24 protein-coding genes and 1 tRNA gene are annotated in these 25,505 nt (G+C 67.6%); 6 read left to right on the forward strand and 19 right to left on the reverse strand.

What is annotated here, in order from left to right; all coding sequences use genetic code 11:
* Positions 1-8: 8 nt before the first annotated feature.
* The 11 genes from ACQW02_RS14850 to ssb form a co-directional block, all read right to left on the reverse strand.
* Positions 9-290 (reverse strand): K+/H+ antiporter subunit F, encoded by a 282-nt coding sequence (locus tag ACQW02_RS14850; RefSeq protein WP_431280688.1) that lies wholly within the window; start codon positions 288-290, stop codon positions 9-11.
* Positions 287-772 carry a Na+/H+ antiporter subunit E gene (locus ACQW02_RS14855; RefSeq protein WP_431280689.1) on the reverse strand — a complete coding sequence of 162 codons (486 nt, stop codon included), beginning with the start codon at positions 770-772 and terminating at the stop codon, positions 287-289. The genes ACQW02_RS14850 and ACQW02_RS14855 overlap by 4 nt, the downstream gene beginning before the upstream one ends.
* On the reverse strand, positions 769-2,376 hold the full coding sequence (locus ACQW02_RS14860) for a monovalent cation/H+ antiporter subunit D (RefSeq protein WP_431280690.1): 1,608 nt from the start codon (positions 2,374-2,376) through the stop codon (positions 769-771). The genes ACQW02_RS14855 and ACQW02_RS14860 overlap by 4 nt, the downstream gene beginning before the upstream one ends.
* A complete protein-coding gene (locus tag ACQW02_RS14865; RefSeq protein WP_431280691.1) occupies positions 2,373-2,717 on the reverse strand; it encodes a Na+/H+ antiporter subunit C in 345 nt (114 codons plus the stop codon). The genes ACQW02_RS14860 and ACQW02_RS14865 overlap by 4 nt, the downstream gene beginning before the upstream one ends.
* Entirely contained in the window at positions 2,717-5,587 is a 2,871-nt protein-coding gene (locus ACQW02_RS14870) for a monovalent cation/H+ antiporter subunit A (protein ID WP_431280692.1), read from the reverse strand. Before ACQW02_RS14870 ends, ACQW02_RS14865 begins: the two co-directional genes overlap by 1 nt.
* Positions 5,588-5,665: 78 nt before the next feature.
* The gene (locus ACQW02_RS14875; protein WP_431280693.1) at positions 5,666-6,049 is read right to left on the reverse strand and encodes a PTS sugar transporter subunit IIA; all 384 of its coding nucleotides are present in this window, start codon (positions 6,047-6,049) and stop codon (positions 5,666-5,668) included.
* A 544-nt stretch (positions 6,050-6,593) separates the two neighbouring features.
* Positions 6,594-6,669: transfer RNA gene (locus tag ACQW02_RS14880), tRNA-Lys, on the reverse strand.
* A gap of 77 nt (positions 6,670-6,746) precedes the next feature.
* Complete coding sequence (locus ACQW02_RS14885; RefSeq protein ID WP_431285909.1) at positions 6,747-7,271, reverse strand: peptidylprolyl isomerase; 525 nt, start codon at positions 7,269-7,271, stop codon at positions 6,747-6,749.
* An 89-nt stretch (positions 7,272-7,360) separates the two neighbouring features.
* A complete protein-coding gene (gene coaD, locus ACQW02_RS14890) occupies positions 7,361-7,861 on the reverse strand; it encodes a pantetheine-phosphate adenylyltransferase (protein ID WP_431280694.1) in 501 nt (166 codons plus the stop codon).
* Positions 7,854-10,523 carry a DNA gyrase subunit A gene (gene gyrA, locus ACQW02_RS14895; RefSeq protein ID WP_431285910.1) on the reverse strand — a complete coding sequence of 890 codons (2,670 nt, stop codon included), beginning with the start codon at positions 10,521-10,523 and terminating at the stop codon, positions 7,854-7,856. Before gyrA ends, coaD begins: the two co-directional genes overlap by 8 nt.
* A gap of 80 nt (positions 10,524-10,603) precedes the next feature.
* On the reverse strand, positions 10,604-11,104 hold the full coding sequence (gene ssb / locus ACQW02_RS14900; protein ID WP_431280695.1) for a single-stranded DNA-binding protein: 501 nt from the start codon (positions 11,102-11,104) through the stop codon (positions 10,604-10,606).
* A 146-nt stretch (positions 11,105-11,250) separates the two neighbouring features.
* Here ssb and uvrA point away from each other — a divergent pair, with 146 nt between their 5' ends.
* Positions 11,251-14,124 (forward strand): excinuclease ABC subunit UvrA, encoded by a 2,874-nt coding sequence (uvrA, locus tag ACQW02_RS14905; RefSeq protein ID WP_431280696.1) that lies wholly within the window; start codon positions 11,251-11,253, stop codon positions 14,122-14,124.
* 219 nt (positions 14,125-14,343) lie between these two features.
* Here the strand turns inward: uvrA and ACQW02_RS14910 are convergent, their stop codons facing one another.
* From ACQW02_RS14910 to ACQW02_RS14935, 6 genes are all read right to left on the reverse strand, one after another.
* Positions 14,344-14,625, reverse strand: coding sequence for a DUF2312 domain-containing protein (locus ACQW02_RS14910; RefSeq protein WP_431280697.1), 282 nt, complete (start codon positions 14,623-14,625; stop codon positions 14,344-14,346).
* Positions 14,626-14,696: 71 nt separating this feature from the next.
* Positions 14,697-14,855 carry a DUF3309 family protein gene (locus tag ACQW02_RS14915; protein WP_431280698.1) on the reverse strand — a complete coding sequence of 53 codons (159 nt, stop codon included), beginning with the start codon at positions 14,853-14,855 and terminating at the stop codon, positions 14,697-14,699.
* A gap of 76 nt (positions 14,856-14,931) precedes the next feature.
* Positions 14,932-16,176 (reverse strand): Zn-dependent hydrolase, encoded by a 1,245-nt coding sequence (locus tag ACQW02_RS14920; RefSeq protein ID WP_431280699.1) that lies wholly within the window; start codon positions 16,174-16,176, stop codon positions 14,932-14,934.
* Positions 16,177-16,239: 63 nt separating this feature from the next.
* Entirely contained in the window at positions 16,240-17,910 is a 1,671-nt protein-coding gene (locus tag ACQW02_RS14925; RefSeq protein WP_431280700.1) for a thiamine pyrophosphate-dependent enzyme, read from the reverse strand.
* Positions 17,911-17,995: 85 nt separating this feature from the next.
* On the reverse strand, positions 17,996-18,985 hold the full coding sequence (locus ACQW02_RS14930; RefSeq protein WP_431280701.1) for an ABC transporter ATP-binding protein: 990 nt from the start codon (positions 18,983-18,985) through the stop codon (positions 17,996-17,998).
* Positions 18,982-20,037 (reverse strand): ABC transporter ATP-binding protein, encoded by a 1,056-nt coding sequence (locus tag ACQW02_RS14935; RefSeq protein WP_431280702.1) that lies wholly within the window; start codon positions 20,035-20,037, stop codon positions 18,982-18,984. Before ACQW02_RS14935 ends, ACQW02_RS14930 begins: the two co-directional genes overlap by 4 nt.
* A gap of 108 nt (positions 20,038-20,145) precedes the next feature.
* On the opposite strand from ACQW02_RS14935, the gene ppk2 reads away from it, so the two are divergent.
* The 3 genes from ppk2 (at position 20,146) to ACQW02_RS14950 (ending at position 21,970) form a co-directional block, all read left to right on the forward strand.
* Positions 20,146-21,084, forward strand: a complete 939-nt coding sequence (ppk2, locus tag ACQW02_RS14940) for a polyphosphate kinase 2 (protein ID WP_431280703.1) — start codon at positions 20,146-20,148, stop codon at positions 21,082-21,084.
* Between the two features lie 92 nt (positions 21,085-21,176).
* The gene (locus ACQW02_RS14945; protein ID WP_431280704.1) at positions 21,177-21,431 is read left to right on the forward strand and encodes an Lrp/AsnC ligand binding domain-containing protein; all 255 of its coding nucleotides are present in this window, start codon (positions 21,177-21,179) and stop codon (positions 21,429-21,431) included.
* A 14-nt stretch (positions 21,432-21,445) separates the two neighbouring features.
* Positions 21,446-21,970: a sugar O-acetyltransferase gene (locus tag ACQW02_RS14950; RefSeq protein WP_431280705.1), complete on the forward strand. Its 525-nt coding sequence runs from the start codon at positions 21,446-21,448 to the stop codon at positions 21,968-21,970.
* Between the two features lie 26 nt (positions 21,971-21,996).
* Here the strand turns inward: ACQW02_RS14950 and ACQW02_RS14955 are convergent, their stop codons facing one another.
* Positions 21,997-23,247: an NAD(P)/FAD-dependent oxidoreductase gene (locus tag ACQW02_RS14955; protein WP_431280706.1), complete on the reverse strand. Its 1,251-nt coding sequence runs from the start codon at positions 23,245-23,247 to the stop codon at positions 21,997-21,999.
* 221 nt (positions 23,248-23,468) lie between these two features.
* On the opposite strand from ACQW02_RS14955, the gene ACQW02_RS14960 reads away from it, so the two are divergent.
* Together ACQW02_RS14960 and ACQW02_RS14965 are read left to right on the forward strand one after the other, a co-directional pair.
* The gene (locus tag ACQW02_RS14960; protein ID WP_431280707.1) at positions 23,469-23,723 is read left to right on the forward strand and encodes a hypothetical protein; all 255 of its coding nucleotides are present in this window, start codon (positions 23,469-23,471) and stop codon (positions 23,721-23,723) included.
* A gap of 29 nt (positions 23,724-23,752) precedes the next feature.
* Positions 23,753-24,004, forward strand: coding sequence for a hypothetical protein (locus ACQW02_RS14965; protein ID WP_431280708.1), 252 nt, complete (start codon positions 23,753-23,755; stop codon positions 24,002-24,004).
* A gap of 1 nt (position 24,005) precedes the next feature.
* Here ACQW02_RS14965 and ACQW02_RS14970 read toward each other — a convergent pair whose 3' ends face one another.
* Positions 24,006-25,502 carry an amidase gene (locus ACQW02_RS14970; protein WP_431280709.1) on the reverse strand — a complete coding sequence of 499 codons (1,497 nt, stop codon included), beginning with the start codon at positions 25,500-25,502 and terminating at the stop codon, positions 24,006-24,008.
* Positions 25,503-25,505: the final 3 nt, after the last annotated feature.

The raw sequence follows: 25,505 nt of genomic DNA on the forward strand, positions 1-25,505 counted from the left end.
CTGGTGCATCATTCGATCACCTCGCCGCGCATCAGGAACTTGGCCAGCGCCGCCGTGCTGACAAACCCCAGGAGGGCGATCACCAACGCCGCCTCGAAATAGACCGAGGTGCCGGCGCGGATACCGAAGGTCACCAGCATCAGCATGCCATTCATGTACAGCGTATCGAGCCCGACCACCCGATCCTGCGCGCGCGGCCCGCGGAGCACGCGCCAGGTCGCGCACAGCATCGCCAGGCCGAGCATGAGTTGCGCGAGGAGGAGGGACCAGCTCAGGATGGCCACGCTCATGTGAAGATCTCCATCAACGGCCGCTCATACCGGTCCTTGACCAGGCGCACCCATTCCTCCTCCTCACCCAGGTCGAGCACATGCAGCAAAAGCCAGCCTTCCGCCGCGTCGAACTCCACCCAGGCGGAACCCGGTGTCGCGGTCAGGATGCAGGCCAGCACGGCAAGCGCCTGCGGCTCCCGCAACACGAGGCGAACACGGATGAACCCCGCCCGGCCCTGCCTGCGTCGCGCCAGGATGATGCCGGCCACGGCGATGTTGGACAGGACGACATCCTTCACCACCACGCCGACCAGCCGCAGGGCCACGCCCGGGCGCCGCAGCCTCGGCCGGCCGGGATCGAGTTGCGCCAGCACCCAGCCCCCGAGCACCGCGACAGCGACGCCGACCAGCGCGGGCCCGGGCGCGAGCGTCTGGTTGAGCAGCAGCCACAGGATGAACAGGCCCGCCGAGACCAACGGATGGGGCAGCACCCGCCTCATCGTGGGCGCTCCATGATCTGGCCCACATAGGCCTGGGGAGCATAGAGCGAGACGGCAGCCGCCTGCATGTAGCGCATGACCGGCCCAGCCGCCGCGGTCATGCCGATACAAACGAACAGCAGCAGCAGCACCGGCGCGATCTCGACAGCGCCCACCCGCGGCACCGCGCGGTCGGAGGTTGCCCAGAGGTTGCGGATGCCGGCGCGCGTCATCGACAGGACCGTCGCGAAGCCCGACAGGATCAGCGCCGCCAGCAGTGCCCATCCACCCGGCGAGACAAGGGCCGGCCCCTCGACGAGGCCCGCCGGGTTCAGGATGCCGCTCAGCATCGCGAACTTGGCGATGAAGCCCGGCAGCGGCGGCAGGCCCGCCAGCAGCAGCGCGCAGCACAGGAAGCAGGCGCCCAGCACGGCCATCGTGGCGGGGATCGGGGCGCCGGTCGCGTCATCCTCGACATCCTCCTCCTCGCCGTCGCCAAACGCCTCCAGCGTGACGGCCAGGACGTCGGCGCCGACCTCGCGGCCGCGCTCCAGCAACTCGATCAACAGGAAGAAGGCACCGATCGCGAGCGCCGAACTCGCCAGGTAGAATAGCGCCCCGCCGGTCACGGCGACCTGTCCCGCCCCCACGGCCGCCAGCAGTGTGCCGGAGGAGATGAACACGCTGGCCCCGGCCAGCCGCGGCAGGTCCTGCGTGGCCAGCACGCTGACGGCGCCGAAGAGGATGGTCGCGATGCCGCCCACCATCAGCCAAGTGCTGCCGAAGCCGGCGGAAACGCCCGTCTCCGGCCCGAAGAGCAGCAACACCAGCCGCAGCACGGCGTAGATGCCGACCTTGCTCATCATCGAGAAGATCGCGGCCGACGGCGGGCTGGCCGCCGAATAGGTCGGGATCAGCCAAAAACCTATGGGCCACATCGCGGCCTTGGTCAGGAAGGCGATGCCCAGGATCGCGGCCCCTGCCTCCAGCAACGGCCGGTTGGCATCGGGCATCTGCGGGATGCGGGCGGCAAGGTCCGCCATGTTCAGCGTCCCCGTGACGCCATAGATCATGCTGACGCCGATCAGGAAGAGCAGCGATGCCGCCAGATTGACCGAGATATAGTGCAGCCCGGCCTTTACGCGCGCGACGCCTGAGCCGTGCAGCGCGAGGCCGTAGGAGGCGGCGAGCAGCACCTCGAAGAACACGAAAAGGTTGAACAGATCGCCCGTCAGGAAGGCGCCATTCAGCCCCATCAACTGGAACTGCAGCAGCGCATGGAAATGCGCCCCCATCCGCTGCCAGCGCGGCAGCGCGTAGAGCAATGCCGCGAGGCCGAGCAGCGCCGTCAGCATCAACAGCAGCGCCGAAAGCCGGTCCAGCATCAGGACAATGCCAAAACTCGCCGGCCAATCGCCGAGGCGATAGACGCTGACGGAAACCGGACCGCCCGCATCGGCCCGGATCGCCAGCGCGATGGCGACGCCGAGCATGACAAGGATCGAGGCGATGCCCATCGCCGCCTTGAGCCGCGACCGCTGTTCGTCGAGCAGGACCATGATGGCGCCCATGATCAGCGGCAGCGCGATCGGCACGATCATCAGGTGCTGGTGCCAGCCGATCATGACCGTGGGCGCCTTCCGTCCACATGGTCGCCGCCGGTCAGGCCGCGTGCTGCCAGCATCACCACAAGGAACAGCGCCGTGGTGGCGAAGCCGATGACGATGGCCGTCAACACCAGCGACTGCGGCAGCGGATCGGCGAAGACCGCCGGATCGCCGACGGTGCCCGGTTCCAGGATCGGCGGCTTGCCGATCGGAAAGCGCCCCATGCTGAAGATGAAGAGATTCACCGCATAGGACAGCAGCGCGAGCCCGATGATGAGCTGGAACGTGCGCGGCCGCATCAGCAGCCACACGCCGGAACCGCCCAGGATGCCGATCGCGATGGCGAGGATCAGTTCCATCAGTCGTCTCCCATCCGGGCCAGGGCATCCGGCGGCGGGGGCGGCGCCGCGCGCTGGCTGCGCACCGACTGGTGCGCCAGCGCGATCAGGATCAGCACCGTCGCCCCGAAGACCAGGGCGAAGACGCCAAGGTCGAAGATCACGGCGCTCGCCAAGGGCAGCTTACCCAATAGCCCCAGGTCGGCGTAGTCGAAGTAGGAGGTCAGGAAGGGGCGGCCGAAGACCAGCGCCGCCGCCCCGGTGCCGGCGGCCAGCAACAGCCCGACCCCCATCCAGCGCAGCGGCAGGACGCGCAGATGATCGTCCAGCCAGCGCGTCCCGCCCGCCATGTATTGCAGCAGGATGCCGATCGACAGCATCAGCCCGGCGGCGAACCCGCCGCCCGGCTGGTCGTGCCCGCGCAACAGCAGGTAGATCGCGACCACGACGATGACCGGGAACAGCAGGCGCATGGTGACGGCGGGAACCAGCAGCCAGTCCCGCGCCTCGCCCCGCTGCTGGTCGGGCATGCCGACGCTTTCGGGTGCCGGGCGGAATCGACGCAGCAGCGCGAAGACGGTCAGCGCCACGACGCCAAGCACGGTGATCTCGCCCAGCGTATCGAAGCCGCGGAAGTCGACGAGGATCACGTTGACCACGTTGGTCCCTCCCCCCTCCGTATAGGCACGCTCCAGGAAGTGGCGGGAGATGCCCTCGGGCGAAGCCCGGGTCATGGTGGCGTAGGAGACGGCCGTCAGCCCGACGCCGGCGGCGACGGAAATGCCCAGATCGCGCAGGCGCCGCAGCCGCGCCGGCAGCGCGTCGGAACTGGCATTCTCGGTCCGCTTGGGCAGCCAGCGCAGGCCGAGAAGCAGCAGAACGGCGCTCACCACCTCGACCAGCAACTGCGTCAGCGCGAGGTCCGGCGCGGAGAACCAGACGAAGGTCAAGCAACTGATCAGCCCGGTGCCGCCGAGGAGGATCACCGCGGCCAGGCGGTGGTACTTGGCCTGGTACGCGGCGGCGATGGCGCAGCCGCCGCCGACGAGCCACATCAGCGCGACGACGGGATCCACCGGGGTCAGCGTCGTCCCGCCGGCGGAGAGCCCGTGCGGCAGCAGCGCCAGCGTGGCGGCCAGGATCGCGATGCAGACCATGATGCGTAGCTGCATCTGCAACCCGTCCGTGGCCATCAACCGCTCCAGCCCTCGCGCGAAGCGCCAGGAGATGAAGACCATCACCTGGTCGAAGACGCGGCGGCCGTCGAAGCCGCTCAACAAGGGCGTGCCGTCGATGCCGGCCTTCAGGTGGCGGTAGAGCAGGCGATAGAGCAACACGCCGCCGGCCAGCGCCACCAGGCTCATCGCGAAGGGCAGGTTGAAGCCGTGCCAGACCGCCAGGCTGTAGTCCGGCGTGCCCGTGCCCAGTAGCGAGCGCACCGACACATCCAGCAGCGGGCCGATCGTGGCCGCGGGCAAGATGCCGACCACCATGCAGACGAAGACCAGGACCTCGACCGGCACGCGCATGAACTGCGGTGGCTCGTGCGGCTTCTTCGGCAGGTCGTCCGTCTCGGCACCGAAGAAGGCCCCGTGGATGAAGCGCAGCGAATAGGTGACGGCGAAGATGCTGGCGATGGTCGCCCCGGCCGGCAGGATGGCGTGCCAGGGGGTGCTCGCCGCCGTCAGCGCCTCGGTGAAGAACATCTCCTTGGAGATGAACCCGTTCAGCAGCGGCACGCCGGCCATGGCGGCTGCGGCGACCAGCGCGAGGCGCGCGGTGAAGGGCATGGATTGGTTCAGGCCGGAAAGCCGTCTGATATCCCGCGTGCCCGTTTCATGGTCGATGATGCCCGCCGCCATGAAGAGCGAGGCCTTGAAGGTCGCGTGGTTCATCGTGTGGAAGACGGCCGCGACCATGGCGAGGTCACTGTTCAGGCCAAGCAGCAGCGTGATCAGCCCAAGATGGCTGATGGTCGAATAGGCCAGCAGCGCCTTCATGTCGTGCTGGAAAATGGCGACATAGGCGCCGAGCAGCAGCGTGAACAAGCCGACGGGGACGAGGATCCAGAACCAGGCGTCCGTCCCCGCCATGACCGGCCAAAGCCGCGTCATGAGGAAAATGCCGGCCTTCACCAGCGTCGCCGAATGCAAATAGGCGGAGACCGGAGTCGGCGCCGCCATCGCGCGTGGCAGCCAGAAGTGGAAGGGGAATTGCGCGCTTTTCGTCATGGCGCCGAGCAGGATCAGGATCAGCGTCGGCAGGTAGAGCGCATGTTCGCGGATCGTGTCGCCCGCGCGCAGCACATCGTCGAGGTCATAGCTGCCGACGATATGACCGAGCAGAAGCATGCCGGCGAAAAGTGCGAGGCCACCGCCCGCCGTGACGGTCAACGCCATGCGCGCGCCATCCCGCGCCGCCGCGTTGTTCTGCCAGTAGCCGATCAGCAGGAAGGAAAAGAGGCTGGTCAGTTCCCAGAAGAAGACGAGCTGGATCAGGTTCCCCGAAAGAACCAGCCCCATCATCGACCCCATGAAGGCCAGCAGGAAGGAGAAGAAGCGCGGGATCGGGTCGTCCGGTGACATGTAGTAGCGGGCGTAGAGCACAATCAGGAAGCCGATGCCCGACACCATCACGGCGAAGGCCGCGGCAAACCCATCCATCCGCAGGACGAGCGCGAGGCCAAGCTCCGGCACCCAGGGGATCTCGAAACGCGGCACTCTGCCGGCCGCCGTCGAGGAATAGGCCAGGATCACCAGCACCAGCGTCAGCAGGGTCACCGTGCCCGCGAGCCAAGCCTCCAGCCGCGCGCTTTGCGGCAGCACCATCGCGACAAGGGCACCGAGGAAGGGAAGCAGGACCGCTGCGACGAGGTAGAGGGTATCAGGCATCGAGCGCCGGGATCTCCTTTAGATTTGGCGTGCGGCGCGCCGTCCGTCGGGGCCGCCCGGCCCCCAGTGCCAGATCGATCAGGCTTCGTGCCGGTCGGCCGCCAGAAGTGTCTGCAAGGCCTCTGTGGCGGAACGCGCTTCGCGGAGTTGCCGCGGCAACTGGTTGTCGCGCAGGACGCGGCAGATGTTCGACAGGGCCGGCAAAAAGCCTTCCGAGGCGGATTCCGGCCAGATGACCAGGAAGACGAGATCCACCGGCTCGCCATCGCGCGCGTCCATGTCGATCGCGCGCGTCAGCCGGGCCAGGATCGCCAAGGGCGTGTCCAGCCAATCCACCCGGGCATGGGGAAGCGCGACACCGCGCCCAAGGGCCGTCGACCCCAGTTTTTCACGCGCGAGGATGGCGTCGAGGACCCGGTCCTTCGGCTGGCTGATCCGGGCGGAGACCTCCGCCGCGAGCATCTCCAGTAGATCTTTTTTGTGGGAGGGCGAGAGGGAAAGGATTCCATTCGCTGCTGGAAAGAGATCTGCAATAGCCATTGGTATCTTTACCCTTCGGCCGCCGGGGATCGGCCTTTGATTATCCTAACCTTAATACGCATTTAATTCCGCGGCTTCAATGCTCTTTCGATCGAGTGACGTGACTGCATGTTTCGGCGTGAGACCACCGAGCAATCTTCCGGCCAGGCAGAGCGAACGTGGAACACTGCGTCTGCCATGGTTCCACCTGAATGTCCCTCTCGCAGGTGCTGCATCGGCCCGGGATCGGCGGGATGCATCGGCGCAACGCAGCCGATCAATTTTGCAGAACACCATTACGCCGATAGGACCGCGGCTGATGTCCGCCAGGGTCATGTCCCACCGCGTGGTGTCGGAGCGATGATCCTCGGCGGATTGGTCCGCCGGGCATTCGCGCGATCACTTCGCCCCCACGCGTTAATCCGCTTCGTGGAGGCGATCGTGTTGGAAACCGGAGCCGAAAATCCGACATAAGACAACAAATCAATGGTGTGCCCGGTGGGACTCGAACCCACGACCCCATGATTAAAAGTCACGTGCTCTACCGGCTGAGCTACGGGCACAAGCTGTGGACGCTGCAAAGCGCGCCCGGGGCCGATACGTCAACCCCGCGCGCGCCGCAATGCGCCAGGCGGGTAAATCAGGCGGGCACGTCAGCCGCGACGCGCATGCGCACCAGGCGGTCGACCGGCTGTGCCACCGTGCCGCTGCCGCCGGCGCCACGCTTGATCTTGTCCACCACATCCATGCCCGACACGACCTGGCCCCAAATCGTGTACTGACCATCGAGCGACGGCGCCGGCGCGAACATGATGAAGAACTGGCTATTGGCGCTGTTCGGGTCGCTGCTGCGCGCCGCGCCCACGGTTCCGCGCAGGAACCGTGCCCGCGCCGGAGGGCTGAACTCGGCCGGCACGTTCGGAAGGCGCGAGCCCCCCGTGCCGGTCCCGGTCGGGTCGCCGCCCTGCGCCATGAAACCCTCGATCACCCGATGGAAGGGCGTGTTGTCGTAGAAGCCCTGGCGGGTCAGTGCCTTGATCTGCTCGACATGCTTGGGCGCCAGGTCCGGGCGCAGCCGGATCACGACGCGGCCGTCCTTCAGGTCCATGTACAGCGTGTTCTCGAGGTCGGGCGCAGCCTGGGCCTCGGCGGTTTCGTCGGTCATCATCGTTCCCATGGTGGCAAGAGTGGCGGCAATCAGGGTGCGTTTGTGCATGGTCCAGGCTCCCTGTCGGGTTGTGGTGTCAAACAGGCTCAGGCGCGGACACGCGCCAGCGTGCGTTCCAGCGTCAGCGCGGGCACGAAACTGGCGATATCCCCGCCGAGCTGCGCGATCTCCTTGACGAAGCGCGAGGAGATGAACTGGTTCGTCTCGCTCGCCATCAGGAAGACCGTCTCGATCCCGGGATCGAGACGATGGTTCATGCCGGCCATCTGGAACTCGTAGTCGAAATCCGACACGGCCCGCAGCCCGCGCACGATCATCGATGCGCCGACCTCCTTGGCGAAGCCGATCAGCAGGCCCTGGAACGGCAGCACATCGACCTTGCATCCGGTGCGGGCCGCGATGACCGCGGTTTCCGCACGGACCAGCTCGACCCGTTCCTCCAGCGGAAACAGCGGCCCCTTGCCGATATTGACCGAGACGCCGACGACCAGCCGGTCGCACAGCCTGGCGGCGCGGCCGATGACATCGACATGCCCATTGGTGACGGGGTCGAAGGTGCCGGGATAAAGCCCCGTCCGCTCACTCATTCGGCGCCTCCGGATCCTCGGCGATGTCCCCCACGACCGGGAAGACGCTGGTCACGCGTTCCTTGTCCTGCACCCGGAAGAGCGTCACGCCCATTGCCTGGCGACCGGTCAGGCGGACCTGGTCGGCCTTGGTGCGGATCAGGCTGCCGCCGTCGGAGACCAGCATCACCTCATCGCCGCGCCGCACCGGCAGGGTCGCCACGACCCGCGTGCCCGTGCGGCGGGACAGGGTGATGTTGGTGATGCCCATGCCGGCCCGCCCGGTGACGCGGTAGTCGTAGGCGCTGCTGCGCTTGCCGAAACCAAGGTCGGTGACGGTCAGGAGCAATTCCTCCGCCTCGGCCATCGCGGCAAGCCGTTCGGGCGACAGGGTGATGACCTCCGTGCCGTCCTCGGCCTCCTCCGGCACCACGCCGTCATCGGCGGCCCGGCTGGCCTTCAGATAGGCCAGGCGTTCGGCCGGCGTGGCATCGACGTGGCGTAGCACGGAGAGCGAGATCACCTCGTCGCCCTGCGCCAGCTTGATGCCACGGACGCCGCTGCTCTCCCGGCCGGCGAACACGCGCAGCGTGTCCGGATCGGCGACAAAGCGTATGGCACGGCCCAAACGAGTCGCGAGGAAGACGTCATCACCCTCACGGCAGGTCTGGACGCCGATCAGGCTGTCGCCCTCGTCCAGCTTCATCGCGATCAGACCCATCGCGCGCACATTCTTGAAATCCGACAACCGGTTGCGCCGCACCCCGCCCTGGGCCGTGGCGAAGACCAGGTTCAGGCTCTCCCACAGGCTCTCATCCTGCGGCAGGGGCAGCACCGTGGTGACCTGCTCGCCCTCGGCCAGTTGCAGCAACTGGCGGAGGGAACGGCCGCGCGCGCCCGTCCCGGCCTCGGGCAGTTTCCAGACCTTTTCGCGGAAGGCGAGGCCACGGCTGGTGAAGAACAGCACCCATTGATGCGTATGGGCGTTGAAGCTGCGGACGATGATATCGTCCTCCCGCGTCGCCGCCGCCGAACGGCCTGTGCCGCCGCGATGCTGTGTGCGGAAGGTTTCTAGCGGCGTGCGCTTCACATAGCCATCGCGGGTGATGGTCACGACCATCAGCCCCGGCTCGATCAGGCTTTCGTCATCCTGGTCGAAGATACCGTCCATGATCTCGGACCGGCGGGGTGAGGCGATCTGCGCCTTCACCACCCGCAATTCCTCGGCCATGAGTTCGAGCCGGCGGGGGCGGGAACCGAGGATGTCCAGCAGGTCGCGGATCCGGCCGCCGACCTCGTCCAACTCGGCCGTGATCTTGTCGCGCTCAAGCCCGGTCAGGCGCTGCAACCGCAGTTCCAGGATGCCGCGCGCCTGGGCTTCGGTCAGCCGCACCGTGCCGGCCTCGGTCAGAACGTTCTGGTGGTCATCCACCAAGGCCAGCAGCACGCCGATATCGCCCGCCGGCCAGTCACGCTCCATCAGCGCCGCGCGGGCCGAAGCGGCATCGGCGCTGGCGCGGATCAGGCGAATGACTTCGTCGATGTTCGCGACGGCGATGGCCAAGCCGATCAACTGGTGCGCGCGGTCGCGCGCCTTGGCCAGGCGGAACCGGCTGCGCCGCAGGATGACTTCCTCGCGGTACGCGATGAAGGCTTCCAGCAGGTCCTTCAGCCCCATCTGCCGCGGCCGGCCCTGGTCCAGCGCCAGCATGTTCACGGGGAAGGACGTCTGCAGGTTGGTGAAGCGGTAGAGCTGGTTCAGCACCACTTCCGCCGTCGCGTCGCGCTTGAGTTCGACGACGATGCGCAGGCCTTCGCGATCGCTTTCATCGCGCAGGTCGCTGATGCCCTCGACCTGCTTGGCGCGAACGAGGTCGGCGATCTTCTCGACCAGGACAGACTTGTTTACCTGGTAGGGGATTTCGGAGATGGCGATGCACTGACGCCCGCCCTTCATCTCCTCGATCGCCGCGCGGGCGCGCAGGATCACTGATCCACGCCCGGTCTCGAAGGCCGAACGGATGCCCGAACGGCCAAGGATCAGCGCACCGGTCGGAAAATCCGGCCCCGGCATCACCGTCATCAACTCGTCGAGCGTCGCGCCGGGGTTGGCGATCAGCATCAGCGCCGCGTCGCAAACCTCGGTCGGGTTATGCGGCGGGATATTGGTCGCCATGCCGACCGCGATGCCATTGGCACCGTTGACCAAAAGGTTCGGGAAGCTGGCCGGAAGGACCTTTGGTTCCGAGTCGCTCTCGTCGTAGTTCGGCTGGAAATCGACGGTATCCTCGTCGATCCCGTCCAGCAGCGCCGCGGCCGACTTGGCCAGGCGCACTTCGGTGTAACGCATGGCCGCCGGCGGATCGCCGTCCATGCTGCCGAAATTGCCTTGCCCGTCGATCAGGGGCACGCGCATGGCAAAATCCTGCGCCATGCGGACGAGCGCGTCGTAGATCGAGGAGTCGCCGTGCGGGTGATACTTGCCCATCACGTCGCCGACGATGCGGGCCGATTTCCGGTGCGGCTTGTCGGCCGCGTAGCCGGACTCCTGCATCGCATACAGGATGCGCCGATGGACCGGCTTCAACCCGTCCCGCGCGTCGGGCAACGCGCGGGACACGATCACGCTCATCGCGTAAGCGAGGTAGGAGCTGCGCATCTCCTCCTCGAGCCCGATCGGCATTGTGCCGGGGGGCGGCTCCGTCAGGGGGATGCCGCCGTTCTCGCTATCGCTCAACTGTCAGGTTCCGTGATCGGCCGCGTTCAGAACGGGATATCGTCGTCGAGGTCGCTCTTCTTCGCTTCCCAGCCACCGCGGGCGGGGGCCGCCGCGCGCGCCGGGCTGCGGGAGGGGGCCGGGCTGCTGCCCTCGTCCTCGTAACCGCCAGAACGGCTTCCGCCGCCGCCGCCACCATCGCTGCGGCCGCCGACCAGCTGCAATTCGCCGCGGAACTGCCGCAGGACGATTTCGGTCGTGTACTTATCCTGGCCGGAGGCATCCTGCCATTTGCGGGTCTCGATCTGGCCCTCCAGATAAACCTCGCTGCCCTTCTTCAGATATTTCTCGGCGATCTCGCCCAGTTTCTCGTTGAAGATGGCGACCGCGTGCCATTCCGTGCGTTCCTGGCTTTCGCCAGACTTGTCTTTCCAACGCTCGGAGGTCGCGACTCGCAGGTTCACCACGCGGCCACCGTTCTGGAAATTCCGCACCTCGGGGTCCTTCCCGAGGCGGCCGAGGATGATCACCTTATTCACGCCGGCCATCGGCCACTCCCACTCACGCTATTCATCCCCAGTCTTATAGCCTCAAGCATCGGGAACGGCCAGCGGGCGGGGATTCAACCCCTTCCGACCGGGCCGTTCTGGTGGCAAACCACCCTGAACACAATGCGAACACGGAATCCCCCGCCATGTCGAAGCCAGCCGGCCATGAGCCGCCCGTGATCCGTGTGCGCGGCGCCCGGACCCATAACCTCAAGAACATCGACGTCGAAATCCCACGCGATACGCTGACCGTGATCACCGGCGTCTCCGGTTCCGGCAAGTCATCCCTGGCCTTCGACACGATCTATGCCGAGGGCCAGCGCCGCTACGTCGAATCGCTCTCCGCCTATGCCCGGCAATTCCTGCAACTGATGGAAAAGCCGGACGTCGATTCGATCGAGGGCCTGTCGCCGGCCATTTCCATCGAACAGAAGACGACCAGCCACAACCCGCGCTCCACCGTCGGCACGGTCACCGAAATCCACGACTACATGCGCCTGCTCTGGGCACGCGCCGGCGTGCCGCATTCCCCCGCGACCGGATTGCCGATCGAGGCGCAGAGCGTGTCGATGATGGTGGACCGCGTCATGGCCATGCCGGAGGGCACCCGGCTCCTCCTGCTCGCCCCCGTCGCGCGCGGTCGCAAGGGCGAGTGGAAGAAGGAATTTTCCGAATGGCAGCGCCGCGGGTTCGAGCGGGTCAAGGTCAATGGCGCCCTGCTGCGGATCGATGAGGTCCCGGCCCTCGCCAAGACCAAGAAGCACGACATCGAGGTGGTCATCGACCGCCTGGTGGTGAAGCCCGGCATCGAGCCACGCCTGGCCGATAGTTTCGAAACCGCGCTGCAACTGGCCGAGGGCATCGCCTACGCCGAACACGCCGATACCGCCGAACGCACCGTCTTCAGCCAGAAATTCGCCTGTCCCGTCAGCGGCTTCACGATCGAGGAGATCGAGCCGCGCCTTTTCTCCTTCAACTCCCCCCAGGGCGCCTGCCCCGCCTGCGACGGGCTGGGCACCGAATCCTTCTTCGACCCGGCGATGGTGGTGCCGGATGACGACAAGACCCTGGCCGGCGGTGCCATAGCGCCCTGGTCGGGCAATGCCGCCAGCCCCTATTACGACCAGACGCTGGAAAGCCTAGCGCGACACTTCAAGGCGCCGCTCACCACCGCCTGGGGCAGCCTGCCCGCGGCCTTCCGCCAGGTCGTGCTGCATGGCACCGGCTCCGAAACCGTCACCCTGCGCTACAAGGACGGGCTGCGCGCCTATGAGGTGAAGAAGCCGTTTGAGGGCGTGATCCCCAACCTCGAACGCCGCCTGCGCGAAAGCGACAATGCCTGGGTGCGGGAAGACCTCGGCCGCTACCAGGCCGACAAGCCCTGCCATGTCTGCGGCGGCTTCCGCCTGAAGCCCGAATCCCTGGCGGTGAAGGTCGCGCAATGCTCCATCGGCCAGGCGTCGGAGCTCTCCATCCGCGAGGCCGATGCCTGGTTCCGCACGGTCGAGGCGACGCTGACCCCGCAGCGCGCCACCATTGCCCGCCGCATCCTGCGCGAGATCACCGATCGCCTGCGCTTCCTGGTCGATGTCGGGCTGGATTACCTCAGCCTCTCGCGCGCCTCCGCCACCCTCTCCGGCGGCGAAAGCCAGCGCATCCGCCTCGCCTCACAGATCGGCAGCGGACTGACGGGCGTGCTCTATGTGCTCGACGAGCCATCGATCGGGCTGCACCAGCGCGACAATGAACGCTTGCTGACCACGCTGCGGCGGCTGCGCGACCTCGGCAATACGGTGCTGGTGGTGGAGCATGACGAGGATGCGATCCGCCAGGCCGACCACCTGCTGGATATCGGCCCCGCGGCCGGCGCCGCGGGCGGCCAGGTGGTCAGCCAGGGCACGCCCGCCCAGGTCGCGGCGGACCCCGCCAGCCTGACCGGTGCCTACCTCTCCGGACGCCGGCGGATCGAGGTGCCGGCCAAGCGCCGCGCGACCGATCCCAAGCGCATGCTGCGCGTGGTCAATGCCAGCGGCAACAACCTGAAGAACGTCTCCGCCAGCATCCCCTTGGGCGTGATGACTTGCGTCACCGGCGTCTCCGGCGGTGGCAAGTCCACCTTGATCATCGAAACCCTCTACAAGGCCGCCGCGCGCCGGCTGATGGGCGCCGGCACCGTCCCCTCCGCGCATGACCGGATCGAGGGGCTGGAGCTGCTCGACAAGATCATCGACATCGACCAGTCGCCGATCGGCCGCACGCCACGCTCCAACCCCGCGACCTACACGGGGCTTTTCGCACCGATCCGCGACTGGTTCTCCGAACTGCCGGATTCACGCGCCCGCGGCTACAAGCCCGGCCGCTTCAGCTTCAACGTCAAGGGCGGGCGCTGCGAGGCCTGCCAGGGCGATGGCGTGCTGAAGATCGAGATGCACTTCCTGCCGGATGTCTACGTCACCTGCGATACCTGCAAGGGCAAGCGCTACAACCGCGAAACCCTGGAAGTGAAGTTCCGCGGCAAATCCATCGCCGATGTGCTGGAGATGACGGTGGAAGAGGGTGCAACCTTCTTCGCCGCCGTGCCCTCGATCTACGAGAAGCTGCGGATGCTGTCGGAGGTCGGGCTGGGCTACATCCGCCTCGGCCAACAGGCGACGACGCTGTCGGGCGGTGAGGCACAGCGCATCAAGTTGGCCAAGGAACTGTCCCGCCGGGCAACCGGCCGCACGCTCTATATCCTCGACGAACCGACGACCGGCCTGCACTTCGAAGATGTGCGCAAGCTGCTGGAAGTCCTCCAGGCGCTGGTGGACGCAGGCAACACGATCATCGTGATCGAGCACAACCTCGAAGTCATCAAGACCGCCGACTGGATCCTGGACCTGGGCCCCGAAGGCGGCGAAGGCGGCGGCACCATCGTCGGCCAAGGCACGCCCGAAACCATCGCGACCATCCCGGACAGCCACACAGGCCGCTTCCTGGCCCCGCTGCTGCCCAAGCCGAAACTGCGCAAGCGGGCGTGAAACGGGGGAGGTCAGGAAGGGGCTTCGCCCCCTCCAGACCTCCCTCACCAGGGGCGGCGGAGTTTTGGTAAAATGAAGAGAGGGGCAGGTTCCGCCACGGCCAATGGAGCGCCAGCGACGCCCCTCTCTTCATTTTACCAAATATCGTGGGTTTCCAAGGGGCCACCGCCCCTTGGTGGGGAGAGTTTGAGAGGGGCAAAGCCCCTCTCAAGGCGCGCCCTACATCCCCAGCGCGCGGCGGTACAGGTCCAGCAGTGTTTCTTGTTCTTCCACTTCGGCCGGTTCTTTCTTGCGGATGGAGATGATCTGGCGGATCACCTTCACCTCGAACCCGGCCGATTTCGCCTCGGTGAAGATGTCCTTGATGTCGCCGGCGAGTGCCTTGCGTTCTTCCTCAAGCCGCTCGACCCGCTCGATGATACTGCGCAGCCGATCGGCCGCGATGCCGCCCACATCGGCGTCTTTTTCGGGCGTGTCGGCGATGGTCGGCGGCGTGGCCATGGGCGGCTCCGGGGTGCGTCAGTCGGGGCGCGGGGTATACGCGCCCCGGCCCCGCCCGCCAACCGCCCCCGCTACAGCCGCCCCATCAGCAGCAGGATGATGACGATCACCAGCAGCAGGCCAAGCCCGCCGCTTGGGCCATAGCCCCAGTTCGTCGCATGCCGCCATGTCGGCAGGGCGCCGATCAGCAGCAGGATGAGGATGACAAGAAGGATGGTGCCGAGGCTCATGGGGGCATACTCCAACCGGCGCCCAACGCGCCGGGAGCCAGTATAGCGCGCGGCCCCGCCACCGGTTGCAATTTCGTTACAGAGGCCGGTTTGCCCGCGCCACCACCGCCTCGAACAACACCTGGCAGCCGGCGGCGGCTTCCTGTGGTTCGATGCTCTCGGCCTCGTTGTGCGACAACCCGTCCTTGCAGGGGGTGAAGATCATCGCCGTCGGCACGTGGCGGGCGACGTAGACCGCGTCATGCCCGGCCCCGCTGACGATCTCCCGCGCCGGCAGCCCCAGCCGTGCGGCCGCCTGGCGCACCAGGGCGACGCAGCCGGGGTCGAAGGGCTGGGCGGGGAGGCGGAACAATTCGGTCAGCCGCAGGCCGAGGCGCAGTTCGTCGGCGATGCTCTGCGCCAGATGCGGGAATTCGGCGGCCAGGCGCTCGATCTCCTCAGTGTCGGGGTGGCGGAATTCGATGGAGAACCGCACCTCCCCCGGGATCACGTTGCGGCTGTTCGGCAGCACCTGCAGGTAGCCAACGGTGCCGCGGCCATCCTGCCCGCGGGCGCGCATCAGCTTGTCCACCAATTCGATGATGCGGGCGGCGCCAAGAAGCGCATCGCGCCGCGCGACGGGCGGCGTGGTGCCGGCGTGGCTGTCCTGCCCCTCCAGCACGGCATCCCACCAGACCATCGCCTGGGCGCCGGTGACGATGCCGATCTGCTTGCCCTCGGCTTCCAGGATCGGGCCCTGCTCGATGTGCAGTTCGAAATAGGCATCGGCCGTGAACGGTGCGGCCGGGTGCTCGCCGCGATAGCCGATGGCCTCCAGCGCGTCGCGCACCGACACGCCCTCGGTGTCGCGCAGGCCGTAGGCGTGGTCCTGGGCATAGACGCCGGCCCAGACGCCGCTGCCCATCAGCGAATGGCCGAAGCGGCTGCCTTCCTCATCGGTCCAGTTGACCAGTTCGATCGGCGCCTCGGTCTCGATGCCCAAATCGTTCAGGCTGCGCATCACCTCCAGCCCGGCGATGACGCCCAAGGCCCCGTCGAATTTCCCGCCCGAGGGCTGGCTGTCCAGGTGGCTGCCCAGCAGCACGGGCGGGCGCCTGGGGTCGCGCCCCGGGCGCCGGCAGAACATGTTGCCGATGGCATCGACGCGGATGGTCAGCCCGGCCTCTGCGCACCAGGTCGCGAACAGGTCGCGGCCCTGGCGGTCCACCTCGGTCAGGGTCAGGCGCTTGACGCCGCCCTTCGGGGTCGCGCCGATGGAGGCCATGGCCATCAGGCTGTCCCACAGGCGGGCCGCGTCGATCTTCCGGTTGGTGCCGCTCATGCCCATGCTCCGCCACGATTTTCGTAGCGGGACATGAGCGCCGGGCGGCCCGCTGGCAAGCCGTTACGCCTTCGCAGCCTGCGCCCGCAACTGCGTGATCGTGGCGCGATGCGTCAGCTGCTCGGGGTCCATCATCACCTCGATGATCGACGGCTTGCGGCTGGCCAGCGCCCGCAGCACGGCGGGGGTGAAATCGGCCGTCGCCTCGACCCTTTCGCCATAGCCACCGAAGGCCTCGATGAACTTGACGAAATCGGGATTGGTCAGGGGGGTCGCCGAGATCCGCTCCGGATAGGCGCGTTCCTGGTACATGCGGATCGTGCCGTACATGCCGTTGTTGAACACGAGCACCACGACGGGCGCGTCATGATGGAAGGCGGTGGCCAGTTCCTGCCCCGTCATCATGAAGCCGCCATCGCCGGCGAAGCAGATCACCGCCCGGCCGGGATGCGTGATCTTCGCGCCGATCGCCGCCGGCACGCCGTAGCCCATGGCACCATTCGTCGGCCCGAGAAAATCCTGCTTCTCCGACACATGCGTGAAGCGCGTCGGCCAGGTGGCGAAATTCCCCGCATCCGAGGTGAAGATCGTATCCGCCGGCAGCGCCGCCTCCAGTTCCTGCAAGGCCACCGCCAGGTTCAGCGGCCCGGCATATTCGGGGGCGACGCGGGAGGCGACGCGCGCCGCCCGCACCTCCAGCGTCCAACCCGCCCAGGCCGGATTTTTCACGGGCGCGGTGGCCGCGGCGACCCCGGCAAAGGCGTTCAGGTCGCTGACGATGCCAAGCGCCGGGCGGAACACGCGGCCGATCTCCCCGCCATCCGGGAAGACCTGCACGATCGGCTTCTCACCAGCCAAGTCGAACAGCGTGTAGCCCTGCGACACCGCCTCACCCAACCGGGTGCCGATGGCGATGATCAGGTCGGACTTCTTGGCAAAACCCACCAGCGCGGGGTCGGCGCCAACGCCCAGGTCGCCGGCGTATTGCGCCAGGTTGCCGTCGAACAGTCCCTGGCGCCGGAACCCCACCGCGACGGGCAGGTTGTTGGCGACCAGGAAGTCGCGGATGTCGGCCTTGCCCTGCGCGGTCCAGCAGGACCCGCCCAGCACCACCAGCGGGCGCTGTGCCTTGGCCAGCATGGCCATCAACCGCGGCATCGCCTCGGGCGCCGGGAAAGGTGCGAGGACCGGCGCCGGGCCGCTGTCGCGGACGACCGCGATTTCCTTCTGCATGTCCTCGGAGATGCTGATCACCACCGGCCCCGGCCGGCCGCTGACCGCGACATCGAAGGCATGGGCGATCTGTTCGGGAATCCGCGCCGCGTCGTCGATCTGCGTCACCCACTTGGCCAGCGGGCCGAACATTTTCCGGTAATCGACTTCCTGGAAGGAATCGCGGTCGGTCTCGTCCGACGGGATCTGGCCGATCAGCAGCACCAGCGGCGTGCTGTCCTGCATCGCCACATGCACGCCGATGGCGGCATGGCAGGCACCGGGGCCGCGCGTCACAGCGCAGACGCCGGGCTTGCCCGTCAGCTTGCCATAGGCTTCGGCCATATGGACGGCACCGGCTTCGAAGCGGCAGGTGATGGTCGCGATGCGGTTGCGCTGGTTGTAGAGTCCGTCGAGGAAATCCAGGTAGGATTCACCAGGCACGCAGAACAGGTGTTCGACGCCCTGCGCGACAAGGGCATCGGCCAGAAGCTGGCCGCCGGTCCGTCCTGAAGTGGTCATGGTGTTTCCCCGTGTTTGGCGGGGGGAACCTAAACCCGGTCGGGCGAGGCGTCACCCCGCCCAGGGGTCGATGACGGTCAGGCCTTCACCCATACTTCCAGCACCGCACCATCCGCTCCCCGGGCATCACCGTCGGCCGCGGCACCTCCGCCACGCACCCCGACATCACCTCCGAACACCTGGGCGCGAAGGCGCAGCCCGGCGGCAGCGCCTCCAGGCTCGGCGGCGCCCCCGGGATGGTCGTCAGCCGCTTGCCCCGCATCCCCGCATGCACCGTCGCCCCCAGGAGCCCATTGGCATAGGGGTGCAGCGGACCCGCCATCAGCGCCGCCACCGGCCCCTGTTCGACCACCCGACCGGCGTACATCACCGCCACCCGGTCGGCGATTTCGCCCGCCACGCCCAGGTCGTGGGTGACGAACACCACCCCCATCCGCAGCCTTTCCTGCAATTCCCGCAGCAGCAGCAGCACCTGGATCTGCACGGTCGCGTCCAGCGCCGTCGTCGGCTCATCCGCCAGCAGCAGTTTGGGCCGGCAGGCCAGGGCCACCGCGATCATCGCCCGCTGCCGCAATCCGCCCGACAACTCGTGCGGATACGCCTCCAACCGGCGTTTCGCGGATGGGATCTGCACCAGTTCCAGCAATTCCAGCGCCCGCGCATTGGCCGCCGATCGCGACACCCGCTCATGCCGCTGCACCGTCTCGGCGATCTGCCGCCCGACGGTGAAAACCGGGTCAAGCGCCGTCATCGGCTCCTGGAAGATCATGGCGACCTCGCCGCCACGGAAGTCGGACAGTTGGCTCTCGCTCATCCGCGCCACGTCATGGCCCGCGACCATGATCTCGCCGCCGATCCGCGCCCGCTTCGGCAACAGCCCCATCAGCGCCCGCAGGGTGACCGACTTGCCCGATCCGCTTTCGCCCAGGATGCACAGGGTCTCGCCCTGCATCAGGTCCAGGTCCACGCCGTTGACGGCCGAAACCGTGGCATCCCGCGACACGAACTGCACCGTCAGGTTGCGCGCCCGGATCAGCACCGAATCCGTGGTCTCGGGCTTCAGCGCGGCGCTCATGCCGCCAGGCTCCCGGCCAAGCTATGCCCCGACCCCGGCAGGGCCATATGGCAGGCCGCCAAATGCCCGCCCCCCAGGTCGGCCGGCAGCGGAGGCACCGCGGCGCAGACATCCTCCGCATGCGGGCAGCGCGTGCGGAAGCGGCAGCCGGATGGCGGGTTCACCGGGTTCGGCGGGTCGCCCGACAGCGGCGGCACGGTGCGCCGGTTCGCCGGGTCCATCGATGGCCGCGACGCCAGCAGCGCCCGCGTATAGGGATGCGCCGGGCGGTCGTAGATCGCATCCACCGGCCCGACCTCGGCCACCTGGCCCAGGTACATCACCAGCACCCGGTCGCTGATATACTGCACGACATTCAAGTCATGGCTGATGAAGACGTAGGTCAGCCCGAACCGTTCCTTGAGGTCCTGCAACAGGTTCAGCACCTGCGCCTCGACCGATTTGTCCAGCGCGCTGACCGGCTCGTCCAGGATCACCAGGCGCGGCCGCAGTGCCAGCGCGCGGGCGATATTCACCCGCTGACGCTGCCCGCCCGACAATTCATGCGGGTAGCGCCGGGCATATTGCGCCGGCGCCAGCCCCACCGCCGCCAGCAACTCCTGCGCCCGCTCCCGCGCCTCGGCCGCCGATAGCCCATGTACCTTTGGCGCGAAGGCGATGGTGTCCTCGATCGGCAGGCGCGGGTTCAGCGACGCATAGGAATCTTGGAACACCATCTGCACCTGGCGGCGGTAATCGGTCAGCGGCAGCGCCGTTTCGCCCACCCCCTCGCCATCAAAAATCATCTCGCCGGCATCGGGCGGCAGCAGCCGCATCAGCAGCCGGGCCGTGGTCGACTTGCCGCAGCCGCTTTCGCCGACGATGCCCAGGGTCTCGCCCTTATGCACGGTGAAGCCGACGTCATCGACCGCGCGCACCGTGGCGACCGTCCGGCCCAACAGCCCGCCGCGGATGGGAAAATGCTTGGTCAGCCCGGAAATCGCCAGCAGCGGCTGCGCTGGGCCGCCGCGATCCTGGCTCGTGTGCTCGGTCAGGTCGATCGGGTCGGACATGGCGTTCTCCAGACACATGGCTGGCAAGCAAGGCGCGTGCCGCCAAGGCCAGCGGCCAGTCTAGGCGGCGTCATTCTCCTGTCATGACCCGCTTGGTAACCTCCGCCCATGAACCAGGAGAGACTTGTGCAGGATCACGACGACACGCAAGCGGAACGGCCTTGGCTCGACCTCGAACTCCAGGATGATTTCGACGAGGAGCTGGAACAGGAGGTCGATGACGCCCGCATCCCGGCCGAGCTTCGCGCCCTCTGGCAGGAACGCAAGAAAAGCACGATCGATCGCAACTTCTACTTCCGCGAATTGCTGCGGCTGCAGAGTGAGCTGGTCAAGCTGCAGGACTGGGTCCGCCACAAGGGGCTGAAGGTCGTGGTGCTGTTCGAAGGCCGCGACAGCGCGGGCAAGGGCGGCGTCATCAAGCGCATCATGCAACGGGTGAACCCGCGCACCTGCCGCGCCGTGGCACTGCCGGCACCGTCCGACCGCGAAAAGACCCAGTGGTACTTCCAGCGCTACGTCCCGCACCTGCCGGCCGCCGGCGAAATCGTGCTGTTCGATCGCAGTTGGTACAACCGCGCCGGCGTCGAGAAGGTGATGGGCTTCGCCGACGACGACAAGGTCGAGCAGTTCTTCCGCGACGTGCCGGAATTCGAGCGGATGCTGGTCCGCTCCGGCATCCTGGTGGTGAAATACTGGTTCTCCATCACCGATGAGGAACAGCAGATGCGCTTCCTCATGCGCATCCACGACCCGATCAAGCAGTGGAAACTATCGCCGATGGACCTGCAGTCCCGCGTCCGCTGGGAGCAATACACCAAGGCCAAGGAGACGATGTTCGAACGCACCAACATCGCCGAAGCGCCCTGGTTCATCGTCGAGGGCAACGACAAGAAGCGCGCCAGGCTCAATACCATCGCCCATCTTCTGTCGATGATCCCGTACGAGGACGTGCCGCATGAGACGGTGCCGCTGCCGGACCGGGTGTTCGATCCGAACTACGAACGGCGGACCCTGGCGCCGGAACTCTACGTCCCGGAAATCTACTGAGCGATAACGGGGGGGGGGGCCGCACGCGGCACCCCTTCCCCGCCGCACGCGCCGGCGGCATGGTGCGGCCCGACCAACCAGGGGGCCCCGCCATGCGCGCCATATTCGTGATGATCAAATGCGACATGGGCCAAGCCTACCGCGTTGCCCGAGAAATGGCCGATACGGTCGAAGAATTGTCGGAAATGCACTCGACCTCCGGCCAATACGACCTGATGGGCAAGTTCTACCTGGACCCCGAAGCCGACATCGGCCTCTTCGTCGTGCAGAAACTGCAAACCGTGCCCGGGGTGAAGGACACCTACACCATCCAGACCTTCAATGCCTTTTCCGGCGGCCGCGCCTGACCGAAAAGGAAAAGATGCTGGCCGGGCTGCCCTACCGGCCAGGCGACCCCGAACTGGTCGCGGCCAATGGCCAGGCCCGCGCCTGGATGGCCCGCTTCAACGCCGGCATTCTGCTGGCCCAAGCGGAACGCCAGGCCCTGATGGCGGAACTCTTCGCCGCCGTTGGCGATGGAACCAGTATCCGCCCACCCTTCCATTGCGACTACGGCTTCAACATCAGCCTCGGGCGGGATGTCTTCCTGAACTTCGGCTGCGTGATCCTGGATGTCGCGCCGGTCACCATCGGCGACCTGACCCAGATCGGCCCCGCCGTGCAGATCCTGGCCGCCGACCACCCGCGCGATCCCGCCCAGCGCCGCGCCGGCGTGGAATACGGCCGCCCCGTCACCATCGGTGCCAATTGCTGGATCGGCGCCGGCGCGCTGATCCTGCCGGGCGTGACGATCGGCGACGATGCCATCGTGGGCGCCGGCGCCGTCGTCACCCGCGACGTGGCCGCCGGGGCAACCGTCGTGGGCAATCCGGCGAGGCCGATCTGACCCCAGGACTGCCTAAATACGCGCCGTTACGCCAGGGCAAACAAATCCGCATCCGGGTCCGGCAATCCCAAGATCGCGCGCTGGATCACCTGCGCCGCGATCGCGGAAAAGGTGATGCCATTGCCGCCGAACCCCAGCACCGCAAAGCACCGGGGCGCCCCGGGCACCGGTCCGATGGCCGGCATGCTGGTGGCGCTGTCGCCGAAGCAGCCGGTCCAGGTGAAGTCGGGCTCTGTGTCCAGCCCCGGCATCAACGCGCCGAGCTTTTTGGCGATGCGTTTGACCTTCGCGGGCAGTTGCCGATCGCGCTTCGCCTCATCGGAAAAATCCGCATCCTCGCCACCCACCAACACCCGGCCGTCGCGGGTGGTGCGGATATAGAGGTAGGGGTCCGCCGCCTCCCAGATCAGGCAACGGCTCGGCCATAGGCGGTCCGGCTGCGGCCGGGTCGCGAAGGCCCAGGTGGAGATCACCTTGTACCCCTTCGGCCGTACCAGCTTCGACAATTCGTAGCCGGTGGCGAGCACAAGGTGCTTCGCGCGCACCTTGCGCCCGGCATCGGTGGTCAGCACGACCTGCGTGGCGCCAGGCGCGATATCCACGATGTCGCAGGGGGCGTGGATCGTGGCGCCGCGGTCGGTCGCGGAGCGCCACAGCCCGCGCACCAATGCCACCGGATCCACTTCACCCGCCCCGCCCGACCAGATGGCGCCAGGGCGGTCGATGCCGGTTTCGAGCGGATCGGTGCCAGGCGCCGCGGTCAGGCGCCGCAAGGTCTCGGCATCGATGAAACGCGACCGCAGCCCGACCCGCGCGCGTGCCTCCGCCTCCTCCCGCAGGCCCGCCGCGGCCAGCACATTGCCCGGCAAGTATAATGTATGCCGTTCCCGAAAGCCGCAGCGCAGGTTCAGATCCGCGATCCTTCCGCGCAGATGCGCGACGGCGGTGGCCGAGCGCCAATAGGCACGCACCGCCTTTTCCGCCCCGATACGGCGGGAGAGCAGGGTCAGCGGCTGGTCCAATTCGAATTGCAGCAGCGCCGTGCTGGCGGCGGTGGAGCCTTGCGCCACGCCCCGCCGGTCAAAGGCCGCGACCGTCCGCCCCGCCTGCAACAGCGCATCCGCGACCAGCGCACCGCTGACGCCGCAGCCGATCAGCGCGACATCGACGCGCACATCCTGCTCCAGCGGCGTCGGCGGGGCGGGGCGGGGCGGGTCGGCGATCCAGACGGGGGTGCCCGTGCGCAGATCGCGTTTGAGGCTGGCGCCGCTGCTCATCGCCAGGAACGCCCAAGGGTCGCCCGCGCGCCCGAAATGTCCGACGCATTCATGCCCATTCCCCCGCCTGGTCGGGAGTAAACGCCGCCAGGGTCCGAACGGTGGCACGGCCGCGGCCGCTCACAGCAACGTGAACCCCGGCCATGGCGCCGCCATGTTCCGGCCGCGTCCCGACACGATCGTGGCCCATGTTGCACGCAGGCCGAAAGGAGGCCTGCCCCATGCGTATCCTCGCCGCACTCGCCCTTGGTTCCGCCCTGGTCCTCGGAGGCTGCCAGAATCCCGACGGGTCGCCCAATGTGGGGGGGACGGTGGCGCTGGGCCTTGGTGCCGTGCTGGCCACTGGGCTGATCATCGCCGCGTCCAACAATTCCAATGATGGCGGCTACCACCGGGGCGGCTATGGCCCCAACTACAATCGTGGGCGTGGGCAACCCGCCTATGCCTATAACCGCAGCGGTCGTGGCCGATGGTAGGGCATCGCCCGTCTGCACCGGAGGCCAAGATGCGCCGCAATTGGACGATCCTGGCCATCACTTCCCTAGGCTTGGCCTTGGGCGGCTGCGTGGCCTACCCGGCGCCGGGTTACGTGGAGGCCCCCCCGCCGGTCTATGCCGGGCCGCCCGTCTATTACGCGCCGCCGCCGCCGGTCTACGTCGTGCCGCCGCGCCCGCGCTATTACGCCCGGCCCTACGGCTACGGCTACGGCTACGGCTACCGACCCTATGGCCCGGGGTGGCGCGGCTACCGGTACTGAGTCAGGCGAAGGTCATGAACTCCGCCATGGCGCTGATCGGCCCGGCCTTCATCAACGCCGCCACGTCCGGCACTGGCCGGCGCAGCGCGGCATCGCCGGCGCAGGCGGCCTCGATCGACGCCGCCACGCCCAGCACCAGCGCATCGCCGCCGCGTGGCCCGACGATCTGCAAGCCGAAGGGCATCCCCGCCTCGTCCAGCCCAAGGGGGATGCTGATCGCCGGATGCCCGACCAAGGTCGCCGCATAGGCAAGCGCCAGCCAGTGGAAGTAGGTCCGCGTCGCCACGCCATCGATCTCGGCCGGGAACAGCTCACGCCAATTGCGCGGGCTGGTGGTGATGGCCGGTGAGATGATGACATCGTGCCGGCTGAAGAATGCCTGCCAGCGGCGATAGATCTTGGTCTGCTCGGTCATCGCGCGGGTGATGTCCTCGACACCATAGCGCAGCCCCTCGGCGACATTCTCGCGGATGTTCGGCCCGCAATCCTGCGGCCTTTCGCGCACTTTCTGGCCGTGGCTCGCCACCATGCCGATGGCGCGCAGCACCTCGAACGCTTCATCGGTGCCGCTGCAATCGGGCTCGGCCTCCTCGGCCGCGCCGAACATCGGCGCGATGGCCGCGACGCGTGCGGCAAAGGCCCGCCGCACCAGCTTCTCCGTCGGCGCGAAGCCGAAATCCGGCGTGATCGCCAGGCGCAGCGACCCCAGGTCGATCGCGCGCGGCGGGAAGAACAGCGCCGGCTCCCCCCGCACCGGCCGGTGCGGCAGCGTATAGGCCAGCGGATCCCGCGCATCGTCGGACGCCATCGCCGACAGCATCAGGCACAGGTCGGGCACATTGCGCGCCATCGGCCCCAGCACCGGCAGGTTGGACCAGCCAAAGCCCCGCGTTTCCGACGGCACCAGCCCCGGCGATGGGCGGAATCCCACGATGCCGTTGAACGCCGCCGGGTTGCGCAAGGACCCCCCGGTATCGCTGCCCGTCGCCAGCGGCACCATGTTCGTCGCCAGCGCCACCGCCGACCCGCCCGATGACCCCGCGGCCGAGCGCGTGGGATCGAACGCATTGCCCGTCGCGCCATAGACCGTGTTGCGCGTATTCGCCCCCGCGCCGAATTCCGGCACGTTGGTCTTGCCCAGCACGATGCCGCCCGCCGCCTTCACCCGCGCCACCATGCCGCAATCGGCGGTCGGCACATGGTCGGCGAAGATCGGGCTGCCCCAGGTGGTGCGCAGCCCCTCGGTTTCCTCCAGATCCTTGATACCCACGGGCAAGCCGTGCAGCGGACCGAGGTGCGCCCCCGCGACCACCGCCTGTTCGGCCGCCTTGGCGGTCGCCAGCGCGCGCGAAAAGTCCCGCGCGGGCATGGCGTTGACCGCGTGGTCCACCGCCTCGACCCGGGCGATGCAGGATTGGGTCAATTCGACCGGCGACAGAGCACGGCGGCCGATCAGCGCGCGGGCTTCGAGGGCGGTCAGGTCGCAGGGCTCGGTCATCGT

Origin of the sequence: Humitalea sp. 24SJ18S-53, assembly GCF_050632385.1 — a bacterium.
In the GTDB taxonomy this organism is placed as follows: domain Bacteria; phylum Pseudomonadota; class Alphaproteobacteria; order Acetobacterales; family Acetobacteraceae; genus Humitalea.